At 60.7% G+C, this 23,009-nt stretch carries 21 protein-coding genes; 11 read left to right on the top strand and 10 right to left on the bottom strand.

The annotated features are described in order from the left end of the window. Positions 1-35 precede the first annotated feature (35 nt). Positions 36-908: an aminoglycoside phosphotransferase family protein gene (locus CLV41_RS08530; RefSeq protein WP_103221883.1), complete on the bottom strand. Its 873-nt coding sequence runs from the start codon at positions 906-908 to the stop codon at positions 36-38. A 73-nt stretch (positions 909-981) separates the two neighbouring features. Then, complete coding sequence (locus CLV41_RS08535) at positions 982-1,968, bottom strand: 2-hydroxyacid dehydrogenase (protein ID WP_103221884.1); 987 nt, start codon at positions 1,966-1,968, stop codon at positions 982-984. Between the two features lie 314 nt (positions 1,969-2,282). Between CLV41_RS08535 and CLV41_RS08540 the strand changes: the two genes are divergently transcribed. Continuing rightward, positions 2,283-2,780, top strand: a complete 498-nt coding sequence (locus tag CLV41_RS08540) for an SH3 domain-containing protein (RefSeq protein ID WP_103222026.1) — start codon at positions 2,283-2,285, stop codon at positions 2,778-2,780. A 56-nt stretch (positions 2,781-2,836) separates the two neighbouring features. Here the strand turns inward: CLV41_RS08540 and fabI are convergent, their stop codons facing one another. The 3 genes from fabI to fabA form a co-directional block, all read right to left on the bottom strand. Further along, a complete protein-coding gene (gene fabI, locus CLV41_RS08545) occupies positions 2,837-3,649 on the bottom strand; it encodes an enoyl-ACP reductase FabI (RefSeq protein WP_103221885.1) in 813 nt (270 codons plus the stop codon). Positions 3,650-3,659: 10 nt separating this feature from the next. Then, the gene (gene fabB, locus CLV41_RS08550) at positions 3,660-4,883 is read right to left on the bottom strand and encodes a beta-ketoacyl-ACP synthase I (protein WP_103221886.1); all 1,224 of its coding nucleotides are present in this window, start codon (positions 4,881-4,883) and stop codon (positions 3,660-3,662) included. Between the two features lie 231 nt (positions 4,884-5,114). After that, entirely contained in the window at positions 5,115-5,621 is a 507-nt protein-coding gene (gene fabA / locus CLV41_RS08555; RefSeq protein ID WP_103221887.1) for a 3-hydroxyacyl-[acyl-carrier-protein] dehydratase FabA, read from the bottom strand. A 354-nt stretch (positions 5,622-5,975) separates the two neighbouring features. On the opposite strand from fabA, the gene irrA reads away from it, so the two are divergent. Further along, positions 5,976-6,395: an iron response transcriptional regulator IrrA gene (irrA, locus tag CLV41_RS08560; protein WP_208987379.1), complete on the top strand. Its 420-nt coding sequence runs from the start codon at positions 5,976-5,978 to the stop codon at positions 6,393-6,395. A gap of 34 nt (positions 6,396-6,429) precedes the next feature. On the opposite strand, the gene CLV41_RS08565 is transcribed toward irrA, so the two are convergent. Both CLV41_RS08565 and nth read right to left on the bottom strand, forming a co-directional pair. Beyond that, positions 6,430-6,978, bottom strand: coding sequence for a GNAT family N-acetyltransferase (locus tag CLV41_RS08565; protein ID WP_170107150.1), 549 nt, complete (start codon positions 6,976-6,978; stop codon positions 6,430-6,432). Next, complete coding sequence (nth, locus tag CLV41_RS08570; RefSeq protein ID WP_103221890.1) at positions 6,975-7,784, bottom strand: endonuclease III; 810 nt, start codon at positions 7,782-7,784, stop codon at positions 6,975-6,977. Before nth ends, CLV41_RS08565 begins: the two co-directional genes overlap by 4 nt. 22 nt (positions 7,785-7,806) lie before the next feature. Between nth and CLV41_RS08575 the strand changes: the two genes are divergently transcribed. Next, complete coding sequence (locus CLV41_RS08575) at positions 7,807-8,328, top strand: DUF2244 domain-containing protein (protein WP_103221891.1); 522 nt, start codon at positions 7,807-7,809, stop codon at positions 8,326-8,328. Here the strand turns inward: CLV41_RS08575 and CLV41_RS08580 are convergent. Next, the gene (locus tag CLV41_RS08580) at positions 8,325-9,509 is read right to left on the bottom strand and encodes an MFS transporter (protein WP_103222027.1); all 1,185 of its coding nucleotides are present in this window, start codon (positions 9,507-9,509) and stop codon (positions 8,325-8,327) included. The two genes, CLV41_RS08575 and CLV41_RS08580, sit on opposite strands and share 4 nt — an antisense overlap. Positions 9,510-9,730: 221 nt before the next feature. Beyond that, entirely contained in the window at positions 9,731-12,448 is a 2,718-nt protein-coding gene (gene mutS / locus CLV41_RS08585) for a DNA mismatch repair protein MutS (RefSeq protein WP_103221892.1), read from the bottom strand. A 351-nt stretch (positions 12,449-12,799) separates the two neighbouring features. On the opposite strand from mutS, the gene CLV41_RS28080 reads away from it, so the two are divergent. From CLV41_RS28080 to trpB, 4 genes are all read left to right on the top strand, one after another. Beyond that, positions 12,800-15,082 (top strand): NADP-dependent malic enzyme, encoded by a 2,283-nt coding sequence (locus CLV41_RS28080; protein WP_103221893.1) that lies wholly within the window; start codon positions 12,800-12,802, stop codon positions 15,080-15,082. Positions 15,083-15,228: 146 nt separating this feature from the next. After that, positions 15,229-15,474: an endonuclease domain-containing protein gene (locus tag CLV41_RS08595; protein ID WP_103221894.1), complete on the top strand. Its 246-nt coding sequence runs from the start codon at positions 15,229-15,231 to the stop codon at positions 15,472-15,474. A gap of 119 nt (positions 15,475-15,593) precedes the next feature. After that, positions 15,594-16,238, top strand: a complete 645-nt coding sequence (locus tag CLV41_RS08600; RefSeq protein ID WP_103221895.1) for a phosphoribosylanthranilate isomerase — start codon at positions 15,594-15,596, stop codon at positions 16,236-16,238. A 48-nt stretch (positions 16,239-16,286) separates the two neighbouring features. Continuing rightward, positions 16,287-17,492, top strand: a complete 1,206-nt coding sequence (trpB, locus tag CLV41_RS08605; RefSeq protein ID WP_103222028.1) for a tryptophan synthase subunit beta — start codon at positions 16,287-16,289, stop codon at positions 17,490-17,492. Between the two features lie 50 nt (positions 17,493-17,542). On the opposite strand, the gene CLV41_RS08610 is transcribed toward trpB, so the two are convergent. Next, the gene (locus tag CLV41_RS08610; protein ID WP_103221896.1) at positions 17,543-17,782 is read right to left on the bottom strand and encodes a hypothetical protein; all 240 of its coding nucleotides are present in this window, start codon (positions 17,780-17,782) and stop codon (positions 17,543-17,545) included. Positions 17,783-18,052: 270 nt separating this feature from the next. Here CLV41_RS08610 and trpA point away from each other — a divergent pair, with 270 nt between their 5' ends. From trpA to CLV41_RS08630, 4 genes are all read left to right on the top strand, one after another. After that, positions 18,053-18,886: a tryptophan synthase subunit alpha gene (gene trpA / locus CLV41_RS08615; RefSeq protein WP_103221897.1), complete on the top strand. Its 834-nt coding sequence runs from the start codon at positions 18,053-18,055 to the stop codon at positions 18,884-18,886. Between the two features lie 143 nt (positions 18,887-19,029). Next, positions 19,030-19,992 (top strand): acetyl-CoA carboxylase, carboxyltransferase subunit beta, encoded by a 963-nt coding sequence (accD, locus tag CLV41_RS08620; RefSeq protein WP_103221898.1) that lies wholly within the window; start codon positions 19,030-19,032, stop codon positions 19,990-19,992. Positions 19,993-20,131: 139 nt separating this feature from the next. Next, positions 20,132-21,448, top strand: a complete 1,317-nt coding sequence (locus CLV41_RS08625) for a bifunctional folylpolyglutamate synthase/dihydrofolate synthase (protein WP_235867093.1) — start codon at positions 20,132-20,134, stop codon at positions 21,446-21,448. A 52-nt stretch (positions 21,449-21,500) separates the two neighbouring features. Next, positions 21,501-22,763: a hypothetical protein gene (locus CLV41_RS08630; protein ID WP_208987381.1), complete on the top strand. Its 1,263-nt coding sequence runs from the start codon at positions 21,501-21,503 to the stop codon at positions 22,761-22,763. Positions 22,764-23,009 lie beyond the last annotated feature (246 nt).

A 23,009-nucleotide genomic window follows, 5' to 3' on the forward strand; every position in this document is an offset into this window, starting at 1 on the left:
CCTGAATCCATAAATCCGCTTGAACGCAACACGCTTTAATCCAGCAGCCAGCGCGTGGTCTCGAAATGGCGTTCAGACCACGAGCTGCTGAACGCCCAGGCCATCGTCTGTCCGATGGTCCACAGCCTCGCCCGCTCCCGATCGGCTTCCAGTTCCTCCGACAACCGGTCCAGGCGGTAGAGCGCCGCTGACTTCGAATGGCCGAATTCGAAGCTCCTCACAATTGGGCTGAGGCAGAAAGCCGGGTCGCCGGCCAGAGGTTTCGGGTCGATCGCCAGCCACGGTTCGCGGTCGCCCGCCAGCACATTATGGCCGTGAAGGTCCTGATGGAGAAGGACTTGAGCGGTATCTTGCGATGACAGGCCGGTGAGTGCTGCAACGGCGGCATCCACGAGGCGCTTCTCGCAGGGTTTTCCGGCGCGCCGCCAATCCTTTTCCATCGACTGAACCCAGATAGCGGCTTCGTCCGTCAGGGCGTTGAAGGGTTTTCCGGCCGGCACCAGCAGCTTTCGAAGGATATCCGCCAGGACCGCGAGCTTGTCGGCGGACGGATCGTCCGCCAGGAAGTGTCCTGGATGGCAGCGTTCCAGCAGGAGAACACCGGTTTCCGGCGCGTAATGCAGCAGCCGGATAGCGCCCGTACCGTTCCAGGCCTTGAGGGCGTCCGCTTCATGGCGGGATTCACGGTCCGCGAACTGGAGCTTCAGCACCGCTGCCTTGCCGGCCTGTCTGACCGGGACAACATAGGAAACGCTTCCGCCGGAAAAAGGCGGTCCGTCAAGTTCGAGACCGAAGCGATTGCATGTTGCCGAGACCAGATCGGGAAGCGACGACAGCCAGTTGCGCCCCGCTTCCGTCCGATTCAGCCAGGAAAGATTCTCTGGCGCCGAAACAACAGGATCAGGCAAGAGGATGTCCCCTCAAGACATGCGCATGGACCGATGCGGGCAAACGGAATTCGCGCGAACGACCGGGAATGCCTCACAGCATGGAGGGCAGCACCCGGTCCGGCGGACGGTGGCCGTCCATGAAGGTTCTGATATTGATGATCACCTTCTCGCCCATCTCGATCCGGCCTTCAATCGTCGCCGACCCCATATGCGGCAGCAGAAGGACGTTTTCCATCTTCGCCAGTTTTGGATTGACCGCCGGTTCGTGCTCGAACACATCCAGACCCGCTCCGGCGAGATCGCCTGATTCCAGCATCCGGATCAGGGCGTTTTCATCGATCACCTCGCCGCGGGCCGTGTTGACCACATAGGCGTCTTTTTTCAGGAGTTTCAGACGCCGGGCGGACAGAAGATGGAACGTTCCCGGCGTGTGCGGACAATGGATCGAAACCACATCCATGCGGGCCAGCATCTGGTCGAGGCTTTCCCAGTAGGTCGCTTCCAGGTCTTCCTCGATGTTTTCGGAAAGGCGGCGGCGGTTATGATAATGGATCGACATGCCGAAGGCCTTTGCCCGGCGGGCCACGGCCTGGCCGATCCGGCCCATGCCGATAATGCCGAGCCGTTTTCCCCAGATCCGGTGACCGAGCATCCATGTCGGCGACCAGCCGGCCCAGTCCCCGGCTTCCAGAGCCTTGATGCCTGTGGCAAGACGACGCGGAACGGCGAGCATCAGGGCCATGGTCATGTCGGCGGTGTCTTCGGTCAGTACGCCGGGTGTGTTGGTGACATTGATTCCCCGGTTATTGGCGGTCACGACGTCAATATTGTCGACGCCGTTGCCGAAGTTGGCGATCAGCTTGAGGTTTTCCCCCGCCTGGGAAAGGATCGAGGAATCGATCCTGTCGGTCACCGTCGGCACCAGAACATCCGCAGTTCTGACCGCTTCCACCAGTTCCGCCTGGCTAAGAGGCCTGTCATTTTCATTCAGACGCGTCTCGAAGAGCTCCCGCATCCGTGTTTCAACGACGTCCGGAAGTTTCCGGGTGACAACGACGACAGGCTTCTTTTTCACCATACCAAATTGCCTTTCGCGCTTCGTTGAGGAATTGTTAACCTCAACGGTTCCACCTTGACGCTGCGCGAAGCGCGAGCGGATAAGACCTTACCCTTTTCCTTATCAGATGGTCCGCCAGAAACAAGGGATCGGCTTCATTCACCGTGCATTGCCGGAAGGCCGGAGTCGACCCGCTGGTTTTCGCGCCGGTTTTTCGGTAAAGATTTGCCACAAGTCAACAATCAATAACAATTGGACTACCGGACAATATGGCTCTTTCGATCTCAGGTGCCCGATTTTCATTCAGGCTTGTCGCAAGGCTTCTTGTTTGTGTGATGACCCTTTTCGCCGGACTGAGCAACACGGCCCTTCCTGTCGCGGCGCAAGGCACGACGACCGGAGCCAGCGGGCTCCAGGTGCCGCGCTTTGTCAGCCTGAAATCGGACCGGGTGAATGTCCGCGTCGGACCGTCGCGGGACCACGATATCGCCTGGACATTCGTGCAGTCGGGATTGCCGGTGGAAATCATCCAGGAATTTGAAAACTGGCGCCGGATCCGCGACTGGGAGGGCAAACAGGGCTGGGTGTTCCATTCGCTTCTGTCCGGCCGGCGGACCGCGCTCGTCACCCCGTGGGAAAAGAGCGACCGCACACCGCTGCGCGCCCGATCCCGTTCGGATGCCGATATCGTTGCCGAACTCGAGCCCTTTGTTCTGACGTCTGTGACGGAATGCGCCGGCGGCTGGTGCCGCGTCAATGGCGACAATTATGACGGCTGGCTGGACCAGACAAGGCTCTTCGGCGTTTATCCGGACGAGCTGGTAGAGGACTGATCCGGAAAAAGGCGGCCAATCGGCCGCCTTTTGCATGCTGTCGAAGTCGTGAAATTCTAGTCCGCCTTGACTTCCTGAACCTTGAGTTCATTCAGCCGCGGCATGGACATGATATTGTAGCCGCTGTCGACGAAATGGATTTCGCCGGTCACGCCGCCCGAAAGACCGGACAGGAGATAAAGCCCGGTACCGCCGATTTCTTCCAGCGAAACCGTCCGGCACATCGGCGAGTTGCGTTTCTGGAAATTGAACATCAGCCGCGCGTCGGACACCCCGGAGCCGGCGAGAGTGCGTACGGGTCCGGCGGAGATCGCGTTGACGCGGATATTCTGTTCGCCGTAATCGACCGCCAGATAGCGGACGGAAGATTCCAGCGCCGCCTTCGCAACACCCATGACATTGTAGTTCGGCATCACCTTTGTGGAACCGCCATAGGTCAAGGTGACCATGGAGCCTCCATTGGGCATGATGGCAGCCGCGCGCTTGGCGATTTCCGTGAAGGAAAAGCAGGAGATCAGCATGGTGCGGGAGAAGTTTTCCCGGGTCGTGTCAGCGTATTTGCCGCGCAGTTCGGACTTGTCGGAAAATGCGATGGCATGAACCAGGAAATCGATGCTGCCCCATTCTTCCTTCAAGGTGTCGAAGACGCTGTCAACGGAGCTGATATCCTCGACATCGCAGGGCAGCAGGAGTTTTGAGCCGACGGAATCCGCCAGCGGTTTTGTGCGCTTCCCGAAGGCCTCGCCCTGATAGGTGAAGGCAAGTTCCGCGCCGTGGTCAGAGAGGGTCTTGGCAATGCCCCACGCTATGGAATGGTCATTGGCAACGCCCATTATCAGGCCGCGTTTGCCCTTCATCAGTTCTGTCATTTAAAACTCCTCAGCCGTGGTAGCGCGACAGCGCAACGGAGGCATTGGTGCCGCCGAAGCCGAAGCTGTTGGAGAGCACGGTATCGAGCCCGGCGCCGTCAACACGTTCCATGACGATCTCGCCTTCCTTGAGCGCAGGATCGAGCTGGGTGATGTTGGCGGAAGCGGTAATGAAATCGTTCTGAAGCATGAGCAGGCAGTAGATGGCCTCCTGCACGCCCGTCGCGCCAAGGCTGTGGCCGGTCAGGGATTTCGTCGAAGAGACCGGGGGCTGGTTTTCGCCGAAGACCCGGCGGACGGCTTCGATCTCGCCGATATCGCCCACCGGTGTCGATGTGCCGTGCGAGTTGATGTAATCCACCTTGCGGTCGCCCAGGGTCTGGATGGCAAGGCGCATGCAGCGCTCGCCGCCTTCGCCGCTTGGAGCGACCATGTCATATCCGTCGGAATTGGCGGCGTAGCCGGTGACTTCGGCATAGATTTTGGCGCCGCGTGCCTTGGCGTGTTCCAGTTCCTCCAGAACGACCACCCCGCCGCCGCCGGCGATGACGAATCCGTCGCGGGTGGCGTCATAGGCACGCGCCGCCGTCTGCGGTGTGTCGTTGTATTTGGAGGACATGGCGCCCATGGCGTCGAACAGGCAGGACAGGGTCCAGTCCAGTTCCTCGCCGCCGCCGGCGAACATCACATCCTGTTTGCCGAACTGGATCTGTTCCGTCGCCGCGCCGATGCAGTGGGCCGAGGTGGAGCAGGCCGAGGTAATGGAATAGTTGATGCCCTTGATCTTGAAAGGCGTGGCAAGGCAGGCCGAGTTGGTTGAACTCATGCCGCGGGTCACCATGAACGGGCCCATGCGTTTCGGCGAGCCTTTTTCCAGAACGATCCGGTGCGCCTGGAACAGGTTCTTGGTGGACGGACCGCCAGAGCCCATGATCAGCCCGGTGCGGACGTTGGACACATCCGTTTCCTCCAGCCCGCTGTCGCTGATGGCCTGCTGCATGGCTATGAAGTTATAGGCCGCGCCATCGCCCATGAAGCGAAGCTGGCGCTTGTCGACCAGCGAGGGGATGTCGATATCCGGTTTGCCGTGAATCTGGCTGCGGAAGCCGTGCTCCGCATAATCGGGGGCAAAACTGATGCCGGACTTGCCTTCCCGCAGGCTCGACAGCACTTCTTCAACGTTCGATCCGATGGACGAAACGATTCCCATACCGGTGACGACAACGCGTCTCATTGCGGTCTCCTACCTTTTCTCTCTGGATCAGCCTGCGTTCGCGTGGGTGCACGCGAAGCCGGAAAGCCAATCGGAATTGATGTGCCGGATGCACCGCCACAATAGAATCGATCAACCTGACTGTCTCCAGTCTTCCATTTGAAGGCGGTCAGGTTGATCAGGATAATGTGCAAACCGGCGCTTCCAATGACAAAGAAGCACCGGTTCGAAAGTAACCCTGCAAAAAAGGTGTCAGGACTTTGCCAGGCCCACGCGCAGGTCGGTCGCCTTGTAGATCTGCTCGCCGTCGGCCTTCAGCCAGCCATCAGCGGTGCCGAGCACCAGGCGGCCCTTCATGATGCGTTTGAAATCGATACCGTATTCAACCAGCTTCACGTCCGGCGTAACCATTCCCTTGAACTTGATTTCACCGGTCGACAGCGCCATGCCCTTGCCTTCAAGACCCAGCCAGCCGAGGAAAAATCCGGTCAGCTGCCACATCGCGTCGAGTCCGAGGCAACCCGGCATGATCGGATTGCCCTGGAAATGGCATGGGAAGAACCAGAGGTCCGGCTTGATGTCGAATTCGGCGCGGGCATATCCCTTGTCGAACTCGCCGCCGGTTTCGGAAATCTCCGTGATCCGGTCGAACATAAGCATCGGCGGCAGCGGCAATTGCGCATTGCCCGGGCCAAACAGCTCGCCTCGGCCGCAGGCGAGAAGGTCTTCGTAATCGTAGCTGGAGCGGCGCTCGGTCATACAAGGTCCGTTTTTTGTTTCCTGCCCGGGACCTCCCGAAGGCGGAACGGGTTTGTTTTTTTGTCGTTTGAGGCGCCTTCCTAACACAGGGGAACCCCGACCGAAAGATCTCACTTGCCCGAACTTGCTGGCTTTTCCGGGACGTATTTTAAGATTTTTGTCTCATAACAGCGCAGATGGTGATGCCTGTCCGTATTTCAACGAGGTGTTTAAAACTTGCATCTCAAGTACAAGAAATGGCAGATATAGGGTGATGTCCGACAATTCAGCGGTTTGAACAGCCGGTGCGGACCTTGAAATTGCTGTTTACAAACGCGACCTTGGAAGTGGATCTATAGAGGAATGGCGACGCATATGGCGACGGAAACTGCCGGGAAGAACGTGACCGACATTCTGCGGACAGCGGGTCTGCGGCCGACGCGCCAGCGTGTTTCCCTGGCGGAGCTGCTTTACTCCAAGGGTGACCGTCACATCTCCGCGGAGCTTCTTCATGAGGAAGCCGTCGCGGCAAGTGTCCCTGTTTCCCTGGCCACCGTCTACAACACCCTGCACCAGTTCACAGAGGCCGGCCTTCTGCGCGAAGTCGCGATCGACGGCAACAAGACCTATTTCGACACCAATGTGTCCGAACATCACCATTTCTTCATTGAAGGCGAAAACCGGGTGATCGATATTCCAGGCGATGGCGTCGGCATCGGCCGGCTTCCCGAAGCGCCGGCAGGCATGGAAGTCGTTCGGGTCGATGTGGTCGTCCGGATACGCGAAAGGCAATAGGTCCGAGACCTCGTCCGGAGACAGTTCTCCGGTTCTACGCAAGTCCGCTTTCGACGTATCGTAATTTCCAGACAAAATAATCGGACGTCTCACCGATTTCGCTGAGGTGACGCTGCCCGTCGGCCTCAAAACCGATTTTGCGAAGCAGATTGGCGGAACGCGTGTTTTCCGGATGCGTGATGGCGCATAAGGCGCGCAGTTTCAGGTCTTTCCGCGTGAAATCCAGCACGGCCTGGCCTGCTTCCCGTCCAAAACCCTGGCCGCGAAACGCCTCAAGTAACGCAAAGCCAAGATCCGGGTACTTGAGTTCCTTGCGCACGACGAGCCCGCAAACCCCGATCGGCTCACCCGTCTCCTTCAGTTCCACCAGCCAGAGCCCGACGCCATGGGCGGCGAAGCGGGCCAGGGATTTGCCCTTGATATACTGCATCGCCTGTTCGGCCGTCCGGATGCCCGCGTCTGAAATGAAACGGATGTAATCCGGCTCATTCATGAGGTTCAGGTAAAATCCGGCATCATTGGCGGAAGGAAGCCGGAAGCGCAGCCGTTCGCTCGTCGGAAAGGGTCCCAGGGGAAAGCTCAAGCGGCGGTGTCCTTGTCGGTCAGCGCCCTGGTGCGCAGGGCGATGTCGGGAACCGCGTCGAATTTTTCCTTTTGGGTGCTTTTGCACAGATCGTAGATGACGCAGCGCCGGCACTCCGGCTTGCGGGCCTTGCAGATGTAGCGGCCATGCAGGATCAGCCAGTGATGAGCGTGCAGCGCGAATTCCGGTGGCACCACCTTTTCAAGCGCTTTTTCGACATCCAGCGGCGTCTTTCCCGGAGCGATGCCGATCCGGTTGCCAAGGCGGAAAAGATGTGTATCGACGGCGATGGTCGGATGGCCGAAATAGATGTTCAGGACGACATTCGCTGTTTTCCGGCCGACCCCGGGCAGCATTTCCAGCGCCTCGCGGTCATCGGGCACTTCGCCGCCATGGTCGCGGATAAGCTGTTGGGAAAGAAGAATGACATTTTTGGCCTTGGTCTTGTAAAGGCCGATCGACTTGATCTCCTCGCGCAGCAGGTCCTCGCCGAGGGCCAGCATCTTTTCCGGCGTGTCCGCGATCTCAAACAGATGTCTCGTCGCCCTGTTCACGCCGACATCGGTCGCCTGGGCGGACAGAACGACAGCCACCAGCAGCGTGAAGGCATTGACGTAGTTCAGCTCGCCCTTCGGCTCGGGATTGTCCGCGTGGAACCTCTGGAAGATCGCATATGTCTCGGCCCTGCTGTAGCGGGACCGCTTCAGCACCTTGCCGGGATTATCGACAGAGGGGGTACGGGACTTCGCGGATTTGGCGGAACGCCTGGATCCCTTGCCGGAAATTGGGCTCTTTGCTTGCGTCATATTCACTCTATAATCTGAGCGCATGAGCGAGAACAATCTGAAACCCGATAAAAATGACGATTTGACCGAGTTGGACCGGCCGTTTTTTTCCGCGGTGCTCACGCCCTACCGCTCTCTGGGTTCCAATGGCTTTCTGGTCCTGATGGTGTGTTTCGGGGTCATAAGTTTCGTATCCGGCTTTCTGTTCTGGCGCATCGGCGCCTGGCCGGTGTTCGGCTTTTTCGGTCTGGACGTGGCGGTTCTCTGGTTCGCCTTCCGGATGAACTACCGCTCCGCGCGGGCTTTCGAGGAAGTCGTGGTCTCTCGCCATGAAATTGCAATCCGCAAGGTCGGTCCCGGTAAAAACCACCAGGAATACCGCTTCAATCCCGCCTGGGTCCGGCTCACGGTTGAGCGGATCGAAGATGAAGGCGTCGTGAAAATCTGTCTGACGAGCCGCGGTGAATGTGTTGATCTCGGTAATTTTCTGAACCCGGACGACCGGACGAGTTTCGCCGGAGCCATGGCCAACGCCCTGGCGGTGGCAAAGGCGGGCGGTGTCTAATCCGCCCCGGCAGGTTGAGGGCGGACCTTGAGGGTCGCAAGCAGCACGACCAAAGCTGCCACGGAAGAAAGGGCTGCCGTATAGAGAACGGTCCGGAAATCTGTGGCGCTTGCGATGAAGCCCATCGAGACGCTGCCGATCATGCCGCCAAGAAACAGGCTGTTCATGTAGATCGCGGTCGCGCGCCCGGGCCGGTCCGGGGCGAAACTTTGAACGAAGCTGATCGATACCCCTGCAAACAATCCGTAATACGTGCCCTCCAGCATCGAAATCGTCAGCGCCTGCCAGACCGCCGTGACCTGGGCGAACAGAAGCATGCTTGCCGTTGCAAGACAGGCTGCCAGCAGGAGCACTTGCCGGACGCCGATGCGTTCCGCCAGACGCACGGAACCGAATATGACAAACACCTCCACAAGGCATTTGACGGAAAGCGACAGGCCGGGTGTCGAGCCGGGCAGGCCGGTTTCCCGAACAAAGAACAGCGGCATTGCGGACACGAACAGGGAGTTGGTAATTATGAAACCCAGGCAGGTCAGCCCGGCGATCAGAAGTCCCCAGTTGACGGGTTCGTCGTTGCCGTTCTTTTTTCTTGCCTTCTGGGATCTGAATCCCTTCGGCACGGCGACATTCCAGAGCGCCAGATATGTCAGCCCAATTCCAAAGGCACAGATAAACGCGGTTTGGAAGCCGAATTGCGCGACGAGCGTGAAGGAAAGTGCCGGACCTATCATCCAGCCCAATGAAACGGTCATGCGCTGCCATGAATTGATGCGGGCGATATCCAGGTTCCGCCTTTCGGCATTCAGGCGTCCGTATGTGAAGATGATGCCTGCCCCCGTATTGGCAACGCCCATGAGCGGCGCCACCGCCGCGAGCAACAGGAAAAAACTCGAGGTCTGCGTCAGCAGGACAGTCGCCAGGATATAGGCGCAGATGGACATCAGAAGCAGGCTTTTGACTGGAAAACCGTGATCCAGGCGTTCCCCCGCCCAGCGGTTGGTGACAAGCGTCAGCGGCAAAACCAGACCGGTATACAGGCCGACCTTCCACGGCTCCGCGCCGAGCCCTTCGACAATGAAGAAGCTCATCATCGGAACGAGTGCGGAGGTCCCGAGACTGTTGGTGAACTGCAGCAGCAGGATCAGCACTTCCTGACGGCGCAGCTGAAAGGGTGAGTACATGCGGAATTGAGCCAAATGGATGCGGGGCAGGCTGAAGGTTTCAGCGGATATTCAGGTATTGTCGGGGGCCGGAGCGAAAAGCCGTTTGCGGAGGCAAACGGGTGGGAGCGCAAACCGGAATCGGATTTCGGGGGCAGTCTGCCGGCAATACTGCCAGTTGAATGAAATTGGCGTCAAGAGGGAACAGCGGCGCCGTTTTTCGCACCGGGAAACATGCGCAATCAGGCGGGTTTCTTTCCGCTGAGTGCCTTCAGTCTGTACAGCGCCTCCAGGGCTTCCCGTGGCGTCATGTCGTCCGGATTGATATCGCAAAGCGATTCCAGAACTGGATCCGGCTCTGCCGAAGCTGTTGCCGCCACCGGGGTCAGGTTCGCGAACAGAGGCAATTCGTCGATCAGGCTTTCGGCGCGAGACCCGCGGTCTTGCTCTTCCAGCTGACTCAGAACCTGCTTGGACCGCTCGACCACGGTGGCCGGAAGGCCGGCGAGCTTGGCGACCTGAATGCCGTAGGACCGGTCGGCGGCCCCCGGCACGATCTCGTGCAGGAAGATGACGTCGCCATTCCATTCCTTCACCGACACGGTTGCGTTGGACAGGCGCTCGAGCCTGGCCGAGAGCGCGGTAAGCTCATGGTAATGGGTGGCGAACAGGGCGCGCGACCTGTTGACCTCGTGCAGATGTTCGATGGTTGCCCAGGCTATGGACAGGCCGTCGAACGTCGCCGTTCCCCGGCCGATCTCGTCCAGGATAACCAGCGAACGGTCGCCGGCCTGATTGAGGATAGCGGCCGTCTCGACCATTTCCACCATGAAGGTGGAGCGGCCACGGGCAAGGTCGTCGGCCGCGCCGACACGGGAAAACAGCCGGTCCACGACCCCGATATGCGCTTCGGCCGCCGGAACGAACGCACCCATCTGGGCCATGACGGCAATCAGTGCGTTCTGGCGCAGAAAGGTTGACTTACCGGCCATGTTCGGACCGGTTATCAGCCAGATATGGCCGGTGTTCCCGTCCTTGTCCGGGCCGAGACTGGCGTCATTGGCGACAAAACTGTCGCCGCCGGCCTTTTTCAGGGCCCGTTCGACGACGGGGTGACGCCCGCCCTTGATCTCGAACGCCCTGCTGTCATCGACGGTTGGGCGGACATGGTTCTCTTCCTGGGCGAGCTTCGCCAGAGCTGCCGAGACATCCAGAATGGCAAGACCCTGCGCGGCCGCCTTGATCGCCTCGCCCGTGCCGATGATCGCATTGGCCAGCCGGTCGAAAATCTCCAGTTCGATGGCAAGCGAGCGTTCACCGGCGCTGGCGATCTTCGACTCCAGTTCCGCCAGCTCCGTCGTCGTGAAGCGCATGGCGCCGGCCATGGTCTGGCGGTGAATGAACCGCCCGGGATCCGCAGTCATTTTTTCGGTCTGCGCCGAGGGGGCTTCGATGAACCAGCCGAGCACGTTGTTGTGCTTGATCTTCAGGGATCTGAGGCCGAGTTCTTCCGCATAGCTGGCCTGGAGCCTGGCGATCACCTTGCGGCTTTCATCGCGCAGGGCGCGCAGTTCATCGAGATCGGCATTGAAGCCGGTGGCGATGAAATTGCCGTCCCGTTTCAGGAGGGGCGGATCTTCCCGGAGCGCGGAAACCAGCTCCGTCCCCAGATCGTGCGGCGCGCCTTCCAGGCTCGCCCGGGCCGCGGCAATTTCCGCAGGGATGGCATCCGCGACCGAGCCGGTCTGATCGAGAACCGCCCGCGCCGCTTCAAGCCCCTGGGCGACGGCGAGTATGTCGCGTGGACCGCCCCGGTTCAGCGCGATGCGGGAAAGCGCCCGGGCCATGTCCGGCGCGCCTTTCAGCGTCTGGCGCAATCCCTCGCGCATGATTTCGTTGCCGAGGAAGAAGGCGACGGCGTCGTGGCGGCGGTGAATGGCGTCAACATTGACCAGCGGCCCGGCAAGGCGGCTGGCAAGAAGCCGCGACCCGCCGCCGGTGACCGTGCGGTCGATCGTGGCGAGCAGGGAACCCTGCTTCTCTCCGGAGAGTGTCCGTGAAAGTTCGAGATTTGCGCGGGTGGCGGGATCGATCAGCATGCGGCCGGTGCCTGCTTCGCGCACCGGAGGATCGAGCGGCGGCCGCTCTCCAAGCTGGGTTTTTTCGATATAGGCCAGAATGCCGGCGGCGGCCGAGAGTTCGGCCCGGCTGAAGGTGCCGAAACCGTCCAGCGTCTTCACGCCGAAATAATGCCCTAGCCGATCGGTTGCGGTCGAACTGTCGAAAAAGGCGCGCGGCACCGGCGACAGGGCCCCGCCCGGTTGCTCGGCAATCAGGCGCAGCTCGTTTTCCTGCAGCAGATTGTCCGGCAGGATGAGCTCGCGCGGCGACACTTGCGCCAGATCGGCGGCAAGGCGCTGGTGGTCGGTTTCGGAGACCTGGAACGATCCTGTCGACATGTCGATCCAGGCAAGGCCGTAAATCGCATCGCCCTCCATCGAGCCACCCTTCAGGCGGGTCAGCGCCATCAGGTAGTTGTTGGCGCCCGCATCGAGCAGCCGCTCTTCAGTCAGTGTGCCGGGCGTCACCAGGCGGACCACATCCCGCCGGACCACGGATTTGGAGCCGCGCTTCCTGGCCTCAGCAGGGTCCTCGGTCTGCTCGCACACCGAAACCCGGTGACCCTTCGCGATCAGTTTCTGCAGGTAATCGTCGGCGGCGTGAACCGGAACGCCGCACATCGGGATGTCCTCGCCCTGATGCTTGCCGCGCTTGGTGAGCGTGATGCCCAGCGACTGCGAAGCGATTTCGGCATCCTCGAAGAACAGCTCGTAAAAATCCCCCATCCGGTAGAACAGCAGGCTGTCCGGATTGGCGGTCTTTATCTCGGTATACTGGGCCATCATCGGCGTGACTTTGCTGTCAGCCGGGGCCACGTGTTGCGCGCTTTGTCCACTCATGCCTGATACCTAAATCAACCGGCTTTCGAGGGAAAGCGCCTCGATACGGTTAACTTGATCGATCCAAAGGAGAAAGAGCCTTGTTTCCGGTATCGGTCGTCCCCGTGCTGTTTCGGCGCTCCCGGCGGTAGTTTGCAAACGTCATCATTATGCAAAGAGGGTACCGCTTCGCGGGTTGAGGGTTCAATTTCCAGCGGATAAGGTCAGGCGCCCGCCATCAAGAGCGGGTTTTCTAGAGCATCGTGCGTTCGATTGAACGCACACAAGATGCGCTAACACTTTTGGATCGATCAACGGATGTTCAATCGCTTCCGATAGAACATCCGTTGATCTAGAGGAAACGCCCGCGTCATGTCCGCCGATAAAAAATCGTCCAAACCATCCGTCAGCTTCACCGATCAGGAAGCGCTGCAATTCCACCAGGAAGGCCGGCCCGGCAAACTGGAAATCACGCCGACCAAGCCGATGGCCACGCAGCGCGACCTGTCGCTGGCCTATTCCCCCGGCGTGGCGGTTCCGGTGCGGGCCATCGCCGAGGATCCGAGCCGCGCCTACGATTACACCACCAAGGGCAATCTCGTGGCGGTGATTTCCAACGGGTCCGCCATCCTGGGAATGGGAAATCTCGGCGCTCTGGCCTCCAAGCCGGTGATGGAAGGCAAGGCGGTTCTCTTCAAACGCTTCGCCGACGTCGATTCCATCGATCTGGAAATCGACACCCAGGACGTCGACGAATTCGTCAATGCCGTCCGCTATCTCGGCCCGTCCTTCGGCGGGATAAACCTGGAGGACATCAAGGCGCCGGACTGCTTCATCATCGAGCAGCGCCTGCGCGAACTGATGGACATTCCGGTCTTCCATGACGATCAGCACGGCACGGCGATCATCGCCGCCGCGGGTCTCATCAATGCCCTGCACATGACCGGCAGGGACATGAAGGATGCCAGGATCGTCTGCAATGGCGCGGGTGCGGCGGGCATTGCCTGTATCGAACTCATCAAGGCGATGGGTGTTCCCCATCAGAATGTCACTCTCTGCGACACCAAGGGCGTGATCTACAAGGGCCGCGAGGAGGGTATGAACCAGTGGAAATCAGCGCATGCCATCGAGACGCAGGCCCGCTCGCTCTATGACGCGATGAAAGGCGCGGACGTCTTTTTCGGCGTGTCGGTCAAGGGTGCGCTCACTCCGGACATGCTGCGGGTCATGGCGCCCAACCCGGTCATCTTCGCCATGGCGAACCCGGATCCGGAAATCACGCCGGAAGAGGCAGCCGAAGTCCGGGACGACGCCATCGTCGCCACGGGCCGCTCGGATTATCCCAATCAGGTCAATAACGTTCTTGGTTTTCCCTATATCTTCCGTGGCGCGCTGGATGTTCACGCGACCACCATCAACGAGGCTATGAAGGTCGCCTGCGCCCATGCGCTGGCCGAACTCGCCCGCGAGGAGGTTCCCGACGAGGTCGCCGCCGCCTATCGCGGCAACCGGCCGAAATTCGGTCCCGAATACATCATTCCCGTGCCTTTCGACCCGCGGCTGATCCATGCGATCCCGCCCGCCGTTGCCCAGGCGGCGATGGATTCCGGCGTTGCCCGCCGTCCGATCGTCGACATGGAAGCCTACAAGCACCAGCTTTCCGCGCGGCGCGACCCTGTGGCCGGCACTTTGCAGAGGATCTTCTCCAAGGTCCGCCAGCAGCCGAAACGGGTGGTCTTCGCGGAAGGCGAAGAGGAACCGGTGATCCGCGCCGCCACCAGCTTCGTGTCGCAGGGGCTCGGAGAGGCCATACTGATCGGCCGCGAGGACGAGATCAAATCCATGGCCGAGCAGGCCGGGATCGACATCGACAGGACCGGGATCTCCATCCAGAACGCCCGGCTCTCCGACCGCAATGCGGACTACGCGCAATATCTCTACGGCCGTTTGCAGCGCAAGGGCTACCTGCTGCGCGACTGCCAGCGCATGGTCAACAACGACCGCAACTACTGGGGCGCCATCATGGTGGCGCGCGGTGACGCCGACGCCATGGTCACCGGCGTCACCCGCAACTATTCCGTGGCGCTGGACACGGTGAAAGCCTGCATCGATCCGAAGCCGGGCCATCGCATCATCGGCGTCTCCTTGGCGCTGGCGCGCGGGCGCACGGTGCTGATCGCCGACACGGCGGTGATCGATATGCCGACCTCCGAAGAACTCGCCGATATCGCCGAGGAGGCCGCCCATGTCGCCCGCAAGCTGGGCTACGAGCCGCGTGTTGCCATGCTGGCCTATTCCACTTTCGGACACCCAAAGGGCGAACGCTCCGAAAAGGTCCAGGAAGCCGTGAAGATCCTCGACCGGCGCCGGGTGGATTTCGAATATGACGGCGACATGGCCGCCGATGTCGCCCTTAACATGGACCGCATGGCCGCCTACCCCTTCTGCCGCCTCACCGCTCCCGCCAACGTCCTCGTCATGCCTGCTTTCCACTCCGCGTCCATCTCCACGAAGATGCTCCAGGAACTGGGCGGCGCCACCGTCATCGGCCCGTTGCTCGTCGGCTTCGACAAACCCATCCAGATCGTCCCGCTCGGGGCCAAGGACAGTGACATCGTCAACATGGCGGTAATCGCGGCGTTCAATGTGACGTGACAACGGGACGGTGAAAGAAGAAGCAATGGCGCCTTCCCGGATTGACGGTACCACGAGGCGTATTGCCAGAAAGCTGCGTTTTGATCAGACAAAGGGCGAAAAGGCGCTTTGGCGGGCACTACGAGAGCTTAAATCGGAGGGCGTGCATGCATGTTCGCCGTCAAGCCCCGGTCGGGCCATACATTGCGGACTTCGCGATGTTCTCCCGACGGTTGATCGTCGAGATTGACGGTGATGTTCATGCGCTGCCTGACCGGCGGACGCATGATGAGATTCGTGAGAAATGGCTTCAGTCTCAGGGTTTTACCGTGCTCCGATATTCTTCCCGCGATGTCGATGAAAACCTGGAAGGCGTCGTTTTGGACATAAGACGGAAACTGGGCTTGGATTAGGCCGGTGTACCCCCACCCCTTGTGGAGAGGGGTCAGGGGTGGGGGTACACGGCATTTCAGCGCGGGAAACGCCGTTTCCCTTTTGACAAAACCCGCCCTACCGGCGATACCTCGAAGCCATGTCGGATATAGAAGTCAAAATCTGCGGGCTCAGCACCGAGGACACCATGGAAGCCGCGCTTGACGCGGGGGCGGATATGGTCGGGCTGATGTTTTTTCCCAAAAGTCCGCGCCACGTGTCTCTCAGTCAGGCCTGCAAACTTGCCGATATGGCGCGCGGCAAGGCGGAAATCGTGGCGGTGACCGTCAATATGGACCTTGACGGATTATCGCGGATCAATGAACTGGTGGCGCCCGATACCTTCCAGTTTCACGGCAGCGAATCTCCGGAAGCCTGCGCCGCGGTCAAGGTGATGCAGGGAACCAAAATCATGAAGGCCGTGGCGGTTTCAGAAAAGGCCGATCTGGAAGAGGCGCAATATTACGCTATAGTGGCGGATCGTATCCTGTTTGACGCAAAACCGCCGCAAGGGTCGGATCTGCCTGGCGGAAACGGAGTTTCGTTCGACTGGACGTTGCTGAAAGATCTTGACCTGAAGAAGCCCTATATGCTTTCCGGAGGGCTGAATGTCGCAAACGTCGCGGAGGCCATCCGCTTGAGCGGCGCGAGGGCGGTCGACGTTTCTTCCGCTGTCGAGCGGGAACGCGGCGTCAAGGACAACGACCTGATCCGCGCTTTTATCGCGGCGGCCAAAAACGCCTGATATCCGGAAGAAAACCTGCCTGCGGCTAGGAGTTTAAGCGTGAACGAGATGGCAAACAGCATTCGGACCGGCCCGGACGATCGCGGTCACTTCGGCATCTTCGGCGGCCGCTACGTTGCCGAGACCCTGATGCCGCTGATCCTGGATCTGGAGCAGCACTACAATGACGCCAAGAACGATCCGGCCTTCCATGCCGAGATCGAGGATCTGAACAAGCACTATACCGGCCGTCCCTCGCCGCTTTATTTCGCCGAGCGCCTGACGGAAGAGCTTGGCGGCGCCAAGGTCTATTTCAAGCGCGACGAGCTGAACCACACCGGGTCGCACAAGATCAACAACTGCCTGGGCCAGATCCTTCTGGCAAAGCGCATGGGCAAGACCCGTATCATCGCGGAAACCGGCGCCGGCCAGCATGGCGTCGCCACCGCCACCGTGTGCGCCCGATTCGGCCTGCCCTGCGTTGTCTACATGGGCAAGACCGACGTGGAGCGGCAGAAGCCGAACGTCTTCCGCATGAAGCTTCTGGGCGCGGAGATCGTTCCGGTGACCGCCGGGGCCGGCACGCTCAAGGATGCCATGAACGAGGCGTTGCGTGACTGGGTCACCAATGTCGACGACACCTACTACCTGATCGGCACGGCGGCGGGCCCGCATCCCTATCCGGAAATGGTGCGCGACTTCCAGTCGGTGATCGGCAAGGAACTGCGCGAGCAGATGATGGAAGCCGAAGGCCGTCTCCCCGACGCGCTGGTGGCCGCCGTCGGCGGTGGCTCCAACGCCATCGGCCTGTTCCACCCGTTCCTCGATGACAAGAACATAAAGATGTACGGCGTGGAGGCCGGTGGCCGCGGCCTGCAGGGCGAAGAGCATTGCGCCTCGCTGACGGCTGGAAAACCGGGAGTTCTCCACGGCAACCGGACCTATCTGCTGCAGAATGACGACGGCCAGATTCTGGAAGGCCACTCGATTTCCGCCGGTCTCGACTATCCGGGCATCGGGCCGGAACATTCCTGGCTGAAGGAAATCGGCCGCGTGGAATATGTACCGATAATGGATACCGAAGCTCTGGAGGCCTTCCAGATGCTCACCCGTGTCGAAGGCATCATTCCGGCTCTGGAGCCGGCCCACGCGCTTGCCTATGTGACCAAGCTGGCACCGCGGATGGACAAGGATCAGATCATTGTCATGAACCTGTGCGGCCGCGGCGACAAGGACGTCTTCGCGGTGGGCGAGATGCTGGGGTTCGACCTTTAAGTCAGGGCGGCCTGACCACTATCGACCAAATCGGATCGGGCCGTGCGTTTTCAGGACGCGCGGCCCTTTTTTGCATGGATGGGCCGGGCGACAAGGACCTCTTCAAGAAGCTGTTGCCGGCCACGGGCATCCAGATGTTCGGCCTGCTGCAGCGGCCTGGTCTCCCCAGGCCGGTCCGGTCCATGCGGTTGCTCCATGCGCGTGGAAAAGCCGATATTGAAACCCTTCATGCGCCTCCAAAGCTTTTCGCTGAGGGGCGTGGGGGCCGGTTCGAAAAGGGAATGGGCCATTTTCAGCTCCTTGTTGTTGTTTGATGGCTCAGGACTGGCCTTAAATTAAGCGCACATAGTGCATTTATCCAGTCGGTTTTTCTGCGCATCCCGTATTCCTGCCATGCAGAAACGGTGGAGCTGACCTCCGGTTCCGGTTCGTCCCGCGTGCGGCCCTGAACGGATGCGTTTGTGCATTGATAGATTGACATGGCGCGTATGCCCCCCGTACATCGCAGGGACGAAAAGGCCTGCGAGGATGTGAAGCGGGCGCAGGAAGGGTAGCAATGCATGACGCAAACGCGCATCGACCGCCGTTTTAAAGCCTGTGCGGATGCAGGCCGGCCGGCTCTCGTCACGTTTATTACCGCAGGCGATCCGGATCTGGATACGTCTCAGGCCATATTGAACGCTCTTCCGGCGGCCGGTGCCGACGTCATCGAGCTCGGCATGCCCTTTTCCGATCCGATGGCCGAAGGCATTCCGATCCAGCTCGCCAACCAGCGTGCGCTGGCCGCCGGCCAGACCATGGAAAAGACCCTCGACATGGTGCGAGCGTTCCGCAAGCAGGACCAGGAAACGCCGATCATCCTGATGGGCTACTACAATCCGATCTATGTGCGCGATCCGGTGAAATTCGTCCAGATCGCCAAAGACGCCGGTGTCGATGGCTTGATCATTGTCGATATTCCCGCGGAAGCCGATGACGAACTGTGCATCCCGGCGCTGGACGCCGGTCTGAATTTCATCCGACTGGCAACGCCGACGACGGACGACAAGCGGCTTCCCGCCGTTCTGGCCAATACCTCCGGTTTCGTCTATTACGTATCGGTGACCGGCATCACCGGCGCCGATATCGCCGATACAGGCCGGGTCGCGGATGCCGTCAACCGGATCAAGGGTCATACCGATCTGCCGGTTGCCGTCGGTTTCGGTGTCAAGACCGCGGAGCAGGCGGCCGTTATCGGCAAGGATGCGGACGGTGTTGTGGTCGGGTCGGTTCTGGTCAATGCCATTCGCGACAGCCTGGACGAGACGGGCAAGGCGACGGACAGAACCGTTCAGGCGGTTGCGGATGTGGTCGCCGGACTGGCGGCCGGCTGCGACCGGGCCCGCAGGTCCTGATCTCGCCCCATTTGGCAATTGTATTAGCAGGAATTGTGGCGGACCCGATTTTTCCGCCTGTTGGTAACCGGAGCACTCGCGGGAAAGCTGGTCAAACGGATTTGCACCTCCTCAAAGAGCTCAAAACAACGGACACGTGAAACGTGAACTGGATCAATTCTATCGTACGCCCCAAGATCCGGGATCTTTGGAAAAAGCGTGAAGTTCCGGAGAATCTCTGGATCAAGTGTCCGGAAACCGGGGAGATGGTGTTCCACCGGGACCTGGAGGCAAACCTCTGGGTGATTCCGAATTCCGGTCATCACATGCGCATGCCGGCGCGCCGGCGGTTGGAATCCTTCTTCGACGGCGGCCAGTACACCCGTGTCGCAACGCCTGAAGTTCATGCCGACCCGCTCAAGTTCCGCGACAGCAAGCGCTACAGTGACCGCCTGAAGGATGCCCGGTCCAAGACCGGTGACGATGAAGCCATCCATGTCGCCCAGGGCAAGGTCAACGGCATGGACATCACCACCGCCGTTCAGGACTTCACCTTTATCGGCGGCTCCCTGGGCATGGCCGTCGGCGAAGCGATACTTGCGGGCATGTTGAAAGCCGTCAAGGACAAGACCCCGTTTGTCATGTTCGTTGCCTCAGGCGGCGCCCGCATGCAGGAAGGCATCCTGTCCTTGATGCAGATGCCGCGCACCACCGTCGGCGTGCAGATGCTGCGCGAAGCCGGGCTTCCCTATATCGTTGTTCTGACAAACCCGACGACGGGTGGTGTTTCCGCCTCCTATGCGATGCTCGGCGATGTCCAGATAGCCGAGCCCGGCGCGCAGATCGGTTTTGCCGGCCGGCGTGTGATCGAGCAGACGGTCCGCGAGAAACTGCCGGACGATTTCCAGACGGCCGAATATCTTCTCGAACGCGGCATGATCGACATGGTCGTGCCACGCCAGCAGATGAAAGACACGGTCGCCCGGATCTGCGGCATCCTCATGAAGCGGGAAGTCCAGCTGCCGCAAATGGCGCTCGAAGCACCGAAAAAACCCGAACCTGCGGCAAAGGCAGAACCCGTCGCACCAGCGGAAGCCAATGTCAAAGAGGTCGAAGTGGCCAAATAGGCGCTCAGGCTCACCCTGAATTGTCGCGAAAGCGGCATGAATGGATAAATTCGGCCTGCCCGCTTGTCAGGCGGCCGGTCATCTCGTAAACGCGTATCTCATGCAGAACACGGGACCAAAGGGACCCGCGGAGGGCGCATTGGATCAAATCATCAAAATCCTCGACCGCCTGCTGGCCCTGCATCCCAAGGAGATCGATCTCTCGCTCGGACGCATGCACCGGTTGCTGGCCGCACTTGGCCACCCGGAAAAGCGCCTGCCACCGGTCATCCATATCGCCGGCACCAATGGCAAGGGATCGGTGACCGCCACCCTGCGGGCGGTGCTGGAAGCCGCCGGAAAACGCTGCCACGTCTACACCTCGCCGCATCTTGTTTCCTTCAACGAACGCATCCGGCTCGGCACGGACGGAAAATTTGTCTCCGATCCCATGCTTCAGGAAGCGCTGCAGCGCTGCGAGGAAGCCAACGCGGGTGAGGAAATCACGTTTTTCGAAATCACCACCGCCGCGGCTTTCCTGCTTTTCGCGGAACATCGCGCGGACATTCTGCTGCTTGAAGTCGGGCTCGGCGGGCGTCTGGACGCGACCAACGTCATCGACCGGCCGCTGGCAACCGTCATAACGCCGGTTTCCATGGATCACGAGAAGTTCCTGGGCAACGATGTCGCGGACATCGCCGCGGAAAAGGCGGGCATCATCAAGCAGGGCGTTCCGGTCGTGTGCGCGGCTCAGGAAGACGCGGCCCTCAGGGTGATCGGGCGCCAGGCGGCCCGCAACCGGGCCTCTCTCGAAGTTTTCGGTCAGGATTTTGTGGCTCTGGAGGATCAGGGCCGAATGACCTATCAGGACGATGATGAGCTGATCGATCTGCCCTTGCCGGTGCTGAACGGCCGCCATCAGGTCGCAAATGCCGGCCTGGCGCTGGCAACCCTGAAGACAGCCGGGCTTCTGCCGGAAGAGGCCACCATTGCCAAGGGCCTGAAATCGGTCAACTGGCCCGGACGGCTTCAGCCGGTCACCCACGGGCCGCTCCATGACCTGTGTCCGGACGATGCGGAAGTCTGGGTGGATGGCGGCCATAATCCGGGCGCGGGTATTTCCATTGCCGAGTTCATGGGTGAGCAGGAGGAACGTGCCCCTCGCCCGCTCTATCTCGTCTCCGGCATGCTGACCACCAAGGATCCGGTCGGTTTCTTCAGACCTTTTCACGGTCTGGTCCGGCATGTCGGTACAGTGCCGATCTCCTCGACAAACACGGCAAGAACGCCGGAGGACCTTGCGGATCTCGCCCGTTGCGCCGGCCTGGAGGCAACTCCGTTCCAGTCGCTGGACGCGGCGCTCGCCGATGTGGCGGCCTGCGCCGCCAACGATGGCGAGCCGCCGAGGATACTGATCTGCGGATCGCTTTATCTGGCCGGCGAGGCTTTGGCGCGCAACGGTATGGCGCCGGAATAGGCTGCCGGTCTACAATGCCAAAGCCTGCGCTGGCGTGAAGGAGATCAGCTCGATGCATCCGATGTTCAAGGCGCTGGTCCGGTTTGCCGGTCCTCTCGCGGGGGCCGTTGCGGCGGCCGCGACAGCCTTTGCGCTCACCGGGCAGTTCGAGACCCCTCCGGAAGAGGACCCGGCCGCCGTGCTGGACGGAAGGGAGCTCGGCCCGGGCTATGCCGTCCTGGCGCCTGTGCGCGGCGACGGCTTCCTGCGCATCTACCAGCTCCAGACGGATCTCGGCGTGGAGCGGATCGAAGGCGACGGCCTCCTGAAGCTTCGGCTGTCGGAGATTGCGGTGCTGGTCGGCCTGGAAAGTCTCAAGAACGATGCGAGCTTCGTCGATGGCCTCAAGCAGGCGGCAATGAAACCGGTCGAATTCGTCGAGAGCACGGTGACCGACCCGGTCGGCACGGCCAAGAGCACGGTCAGCGGCGTGGGGCGCATGTTCGGACGCCTGACGAAAGGCGTTGAAGCGGTGGTGAGCGGCAAGGGCGGCTCTCCGGCGGAGCTCGCCAGGTCGATTACCGGCCAGGCCCGCGCCCGGCGTGAACTCGCCGTCGACCTCGGCGTCGATCCCTATACATTCTACCGGCCGCTTTCGGAAAAACTCGATGAAACCGCCAGTGTCACCACGGCGGGGAACTGGACTGTCACGGCGATCACCAGCCTGCTCCCGGGTGGCCTGATCGTGAACACGGCCCGCACGGCGGATGATTTCCGCACGATGATCGTCGACAGCTCCCCGGCCGAGCTCGAACAACGCACGGCGGAAACGTTGCGAAAGTCAGGTGTCGTGGAGGCGACAATAGCGAAAATCGCCGCCAATCCCTTCTTTACGGACGGGGAAAAGGCGTCAATCGCCTACCGGTTGCTGGCCATGCCTGGGGTTCAGGATCTTGACCTCGTCGCCGCCAAGGCCGCCGACGCCGACAGCCGTGACATCGCCTATTTCCAGCTCCGCCGCGTCGTCCTTCTGGAAACCTACAACAGGACCGTCTCCGGTCTCAGTCAGATCAAGCTGGTCTCCGGCATTCCTGTCGCCATCCGGCGCGACGGGCTGGCAGCCATTGTCATGCCGCTCGACATGGTGGCCTGGACCCAGACCGTCGCGCAGGCTTTTTCCGCCATGCATGAAGGCCTCGGCAGCCTGCCGTTTCCCCCTTCCGGTGTGGATTTCCTGATTACCGGAGACCTGACCCCCATGGCGGCGGAACGCCTCGCCTCCTTCGGCTGGTCCATCACCGGCAACTACCCGATGCCGCCGGGCCCGGTGCGTTGAATAGGTAAGCCGGTACGGCGCGCTTTTTAGTATCAGGTGAAAGCAGGGTCTGAGGTAGACAGGAACCCCCACCCCTAACCCCTCCCCACAAGGGGGAGGGGAATGCCGCCCAACCCGGAACAAACCAATTGCTTCCCTACCGACGTTTCGTGATTTTCCGCAGCAACTGATCAAATACTGAGCGTGGTCCCCCTCCCTCTTGTGGGGAGGGGTTAGGGGTGGGGGTAATCTTTCTCCAGAACCGAC

Source organism: Roseibium marinum (genome assembly GCF_002906165.1).
In the GTDB taxonomy this organism is placed as follows: Bacteria; Pseudomonadota; Alphaproteobacteria; order Rhizobiales; family Stappiaceae; genus Roseibium; species Roseibium marinum.

What these genes read in the sequence shown, in the direction of transcription:
- irrA (WP_208987379.1), top strand. Translation starts at nt 5,976, where the DNA reads ATGGCGACGGAAACTGCCGGGAAGAACGTGACCGACATTCTGCGGACA.
- fabB (WP_103221886.1), bottom strand. Translation starts at nt 4,883, where the DNA reads ATGAGACGCGTTGTCGTCACCGGTATGGGAATCGTTTCGTCCATCGGA.
- CLV41_RS08610 (WP_103221896.1), bottom strand. Translation starts at nt 17,782, where the DNA reads ATGGCCCATTCCCTTTTCGAACCGGCCCCCACGCCCCTCAGCGAAAAG.
- CLV41_RS08600 (WP_103221895.1), top strand. Translation starts at nt 15,594, where the DNA reads ATGTCGGATATAGAAGTCAAAATCTGCGGGCTCAGCACCGAGGACACC.
- CLV41_RS28080 (WP_103221893.1), top strand. Translation starts at nt 12,800, where the DNA reads ATGTCCGCCGATAAAAAATCGTCCAAACCATCCGTCAGCTTCACCGAT.
- CLV41_RS08535 (WP_103221884.1), bottom strand. Translation starts at nt 1,968, where the DNA reads ATGGTGAAAAAGAAGCCTGTCGTCGTTGTCACCCGGAAACTTCCGGAC.
- CLV41_RS08540 (WP_103222026.1), top strand. Translation starts at nt 2,283, where the DNA reads ATGACCCTTTTCGCCGGACTGAGCAACACGGCCCTTCCTGTCGCGGCG.
- CLV41_RS08580 (WP_103222027.1), bottom strand. Translation starts at nt 9,509, where the DNA reads ATGTACTCACCCTTTCAGCTGCGCCGTCAGGAAGTGCTGATCCTGCTG.
- CLV41_RS08575 (WP_103221891.1), top strand. Translation starts at nt 7,807, where the DNA reads ATGAGCGAGAACAATCTGAAACCCGATAAAAATGACGATTTGACCGAG.
- mutS (WP_103221892.1), bottom strand. Translation starts at nt 12,448, where the DNA reads ATGAGTGGACAAAGCGCGCAACACGTGGCCCCGGCTGACAGCAAAGTC.
- fabI (WP_103221885.1), bottom strand. Translation starts at nt 3,649, where the DNA reads ATGACAGAACTGATGAAGGGCAAACGCGGCCTGATAATGGGCGTTGCC.
- nth (WP_103221890.1), bottom strand. Translation starts at nt 7,784, where the DNA reads ATGACGCAAGCAAAGAGCCCAATTTCCGGCAAGGGATCCAGGCGTTCC.
- fabA (WP_103221887.1), bottom strand. Translation starts at nt 5,621, where the DNA reads ATGACCGAGCGCCGCTCCAGCTACGATTACGAAGACCTTCTCGCCTGC.
- trpA (WP_103221897.1), top strand. Translation starts at nt 18,053, where the DNA reads ATGACGCAAACGCGCATCGACCGCCGTTTTAAAGCCTGTGCGGATGCA.
- trpB (WP_103222028.1), top strand. Translation starts at nt 16,287, where the DNA reads ATGGCAAACAGCATTCGGACCGGCCCGGACGATCGCGGTCACTTCGGC.
- CLV41_RS08630 (WP_208987381.1), top strand. Translation starts at nt 21,501, where the DNA reads ATGCATCCGATGTTCAAGGCGCTGGTCCGGTTTGCCGGTCCTCTCGCG.
- CLV41_RS08595 (WP_103221894.1), top strand. Translation starts at nt 15,229, where the DNA reads ATGCATGTTCGCCGTCAAGCCCCGGTCGGGCCATACATTGCGGACTTC.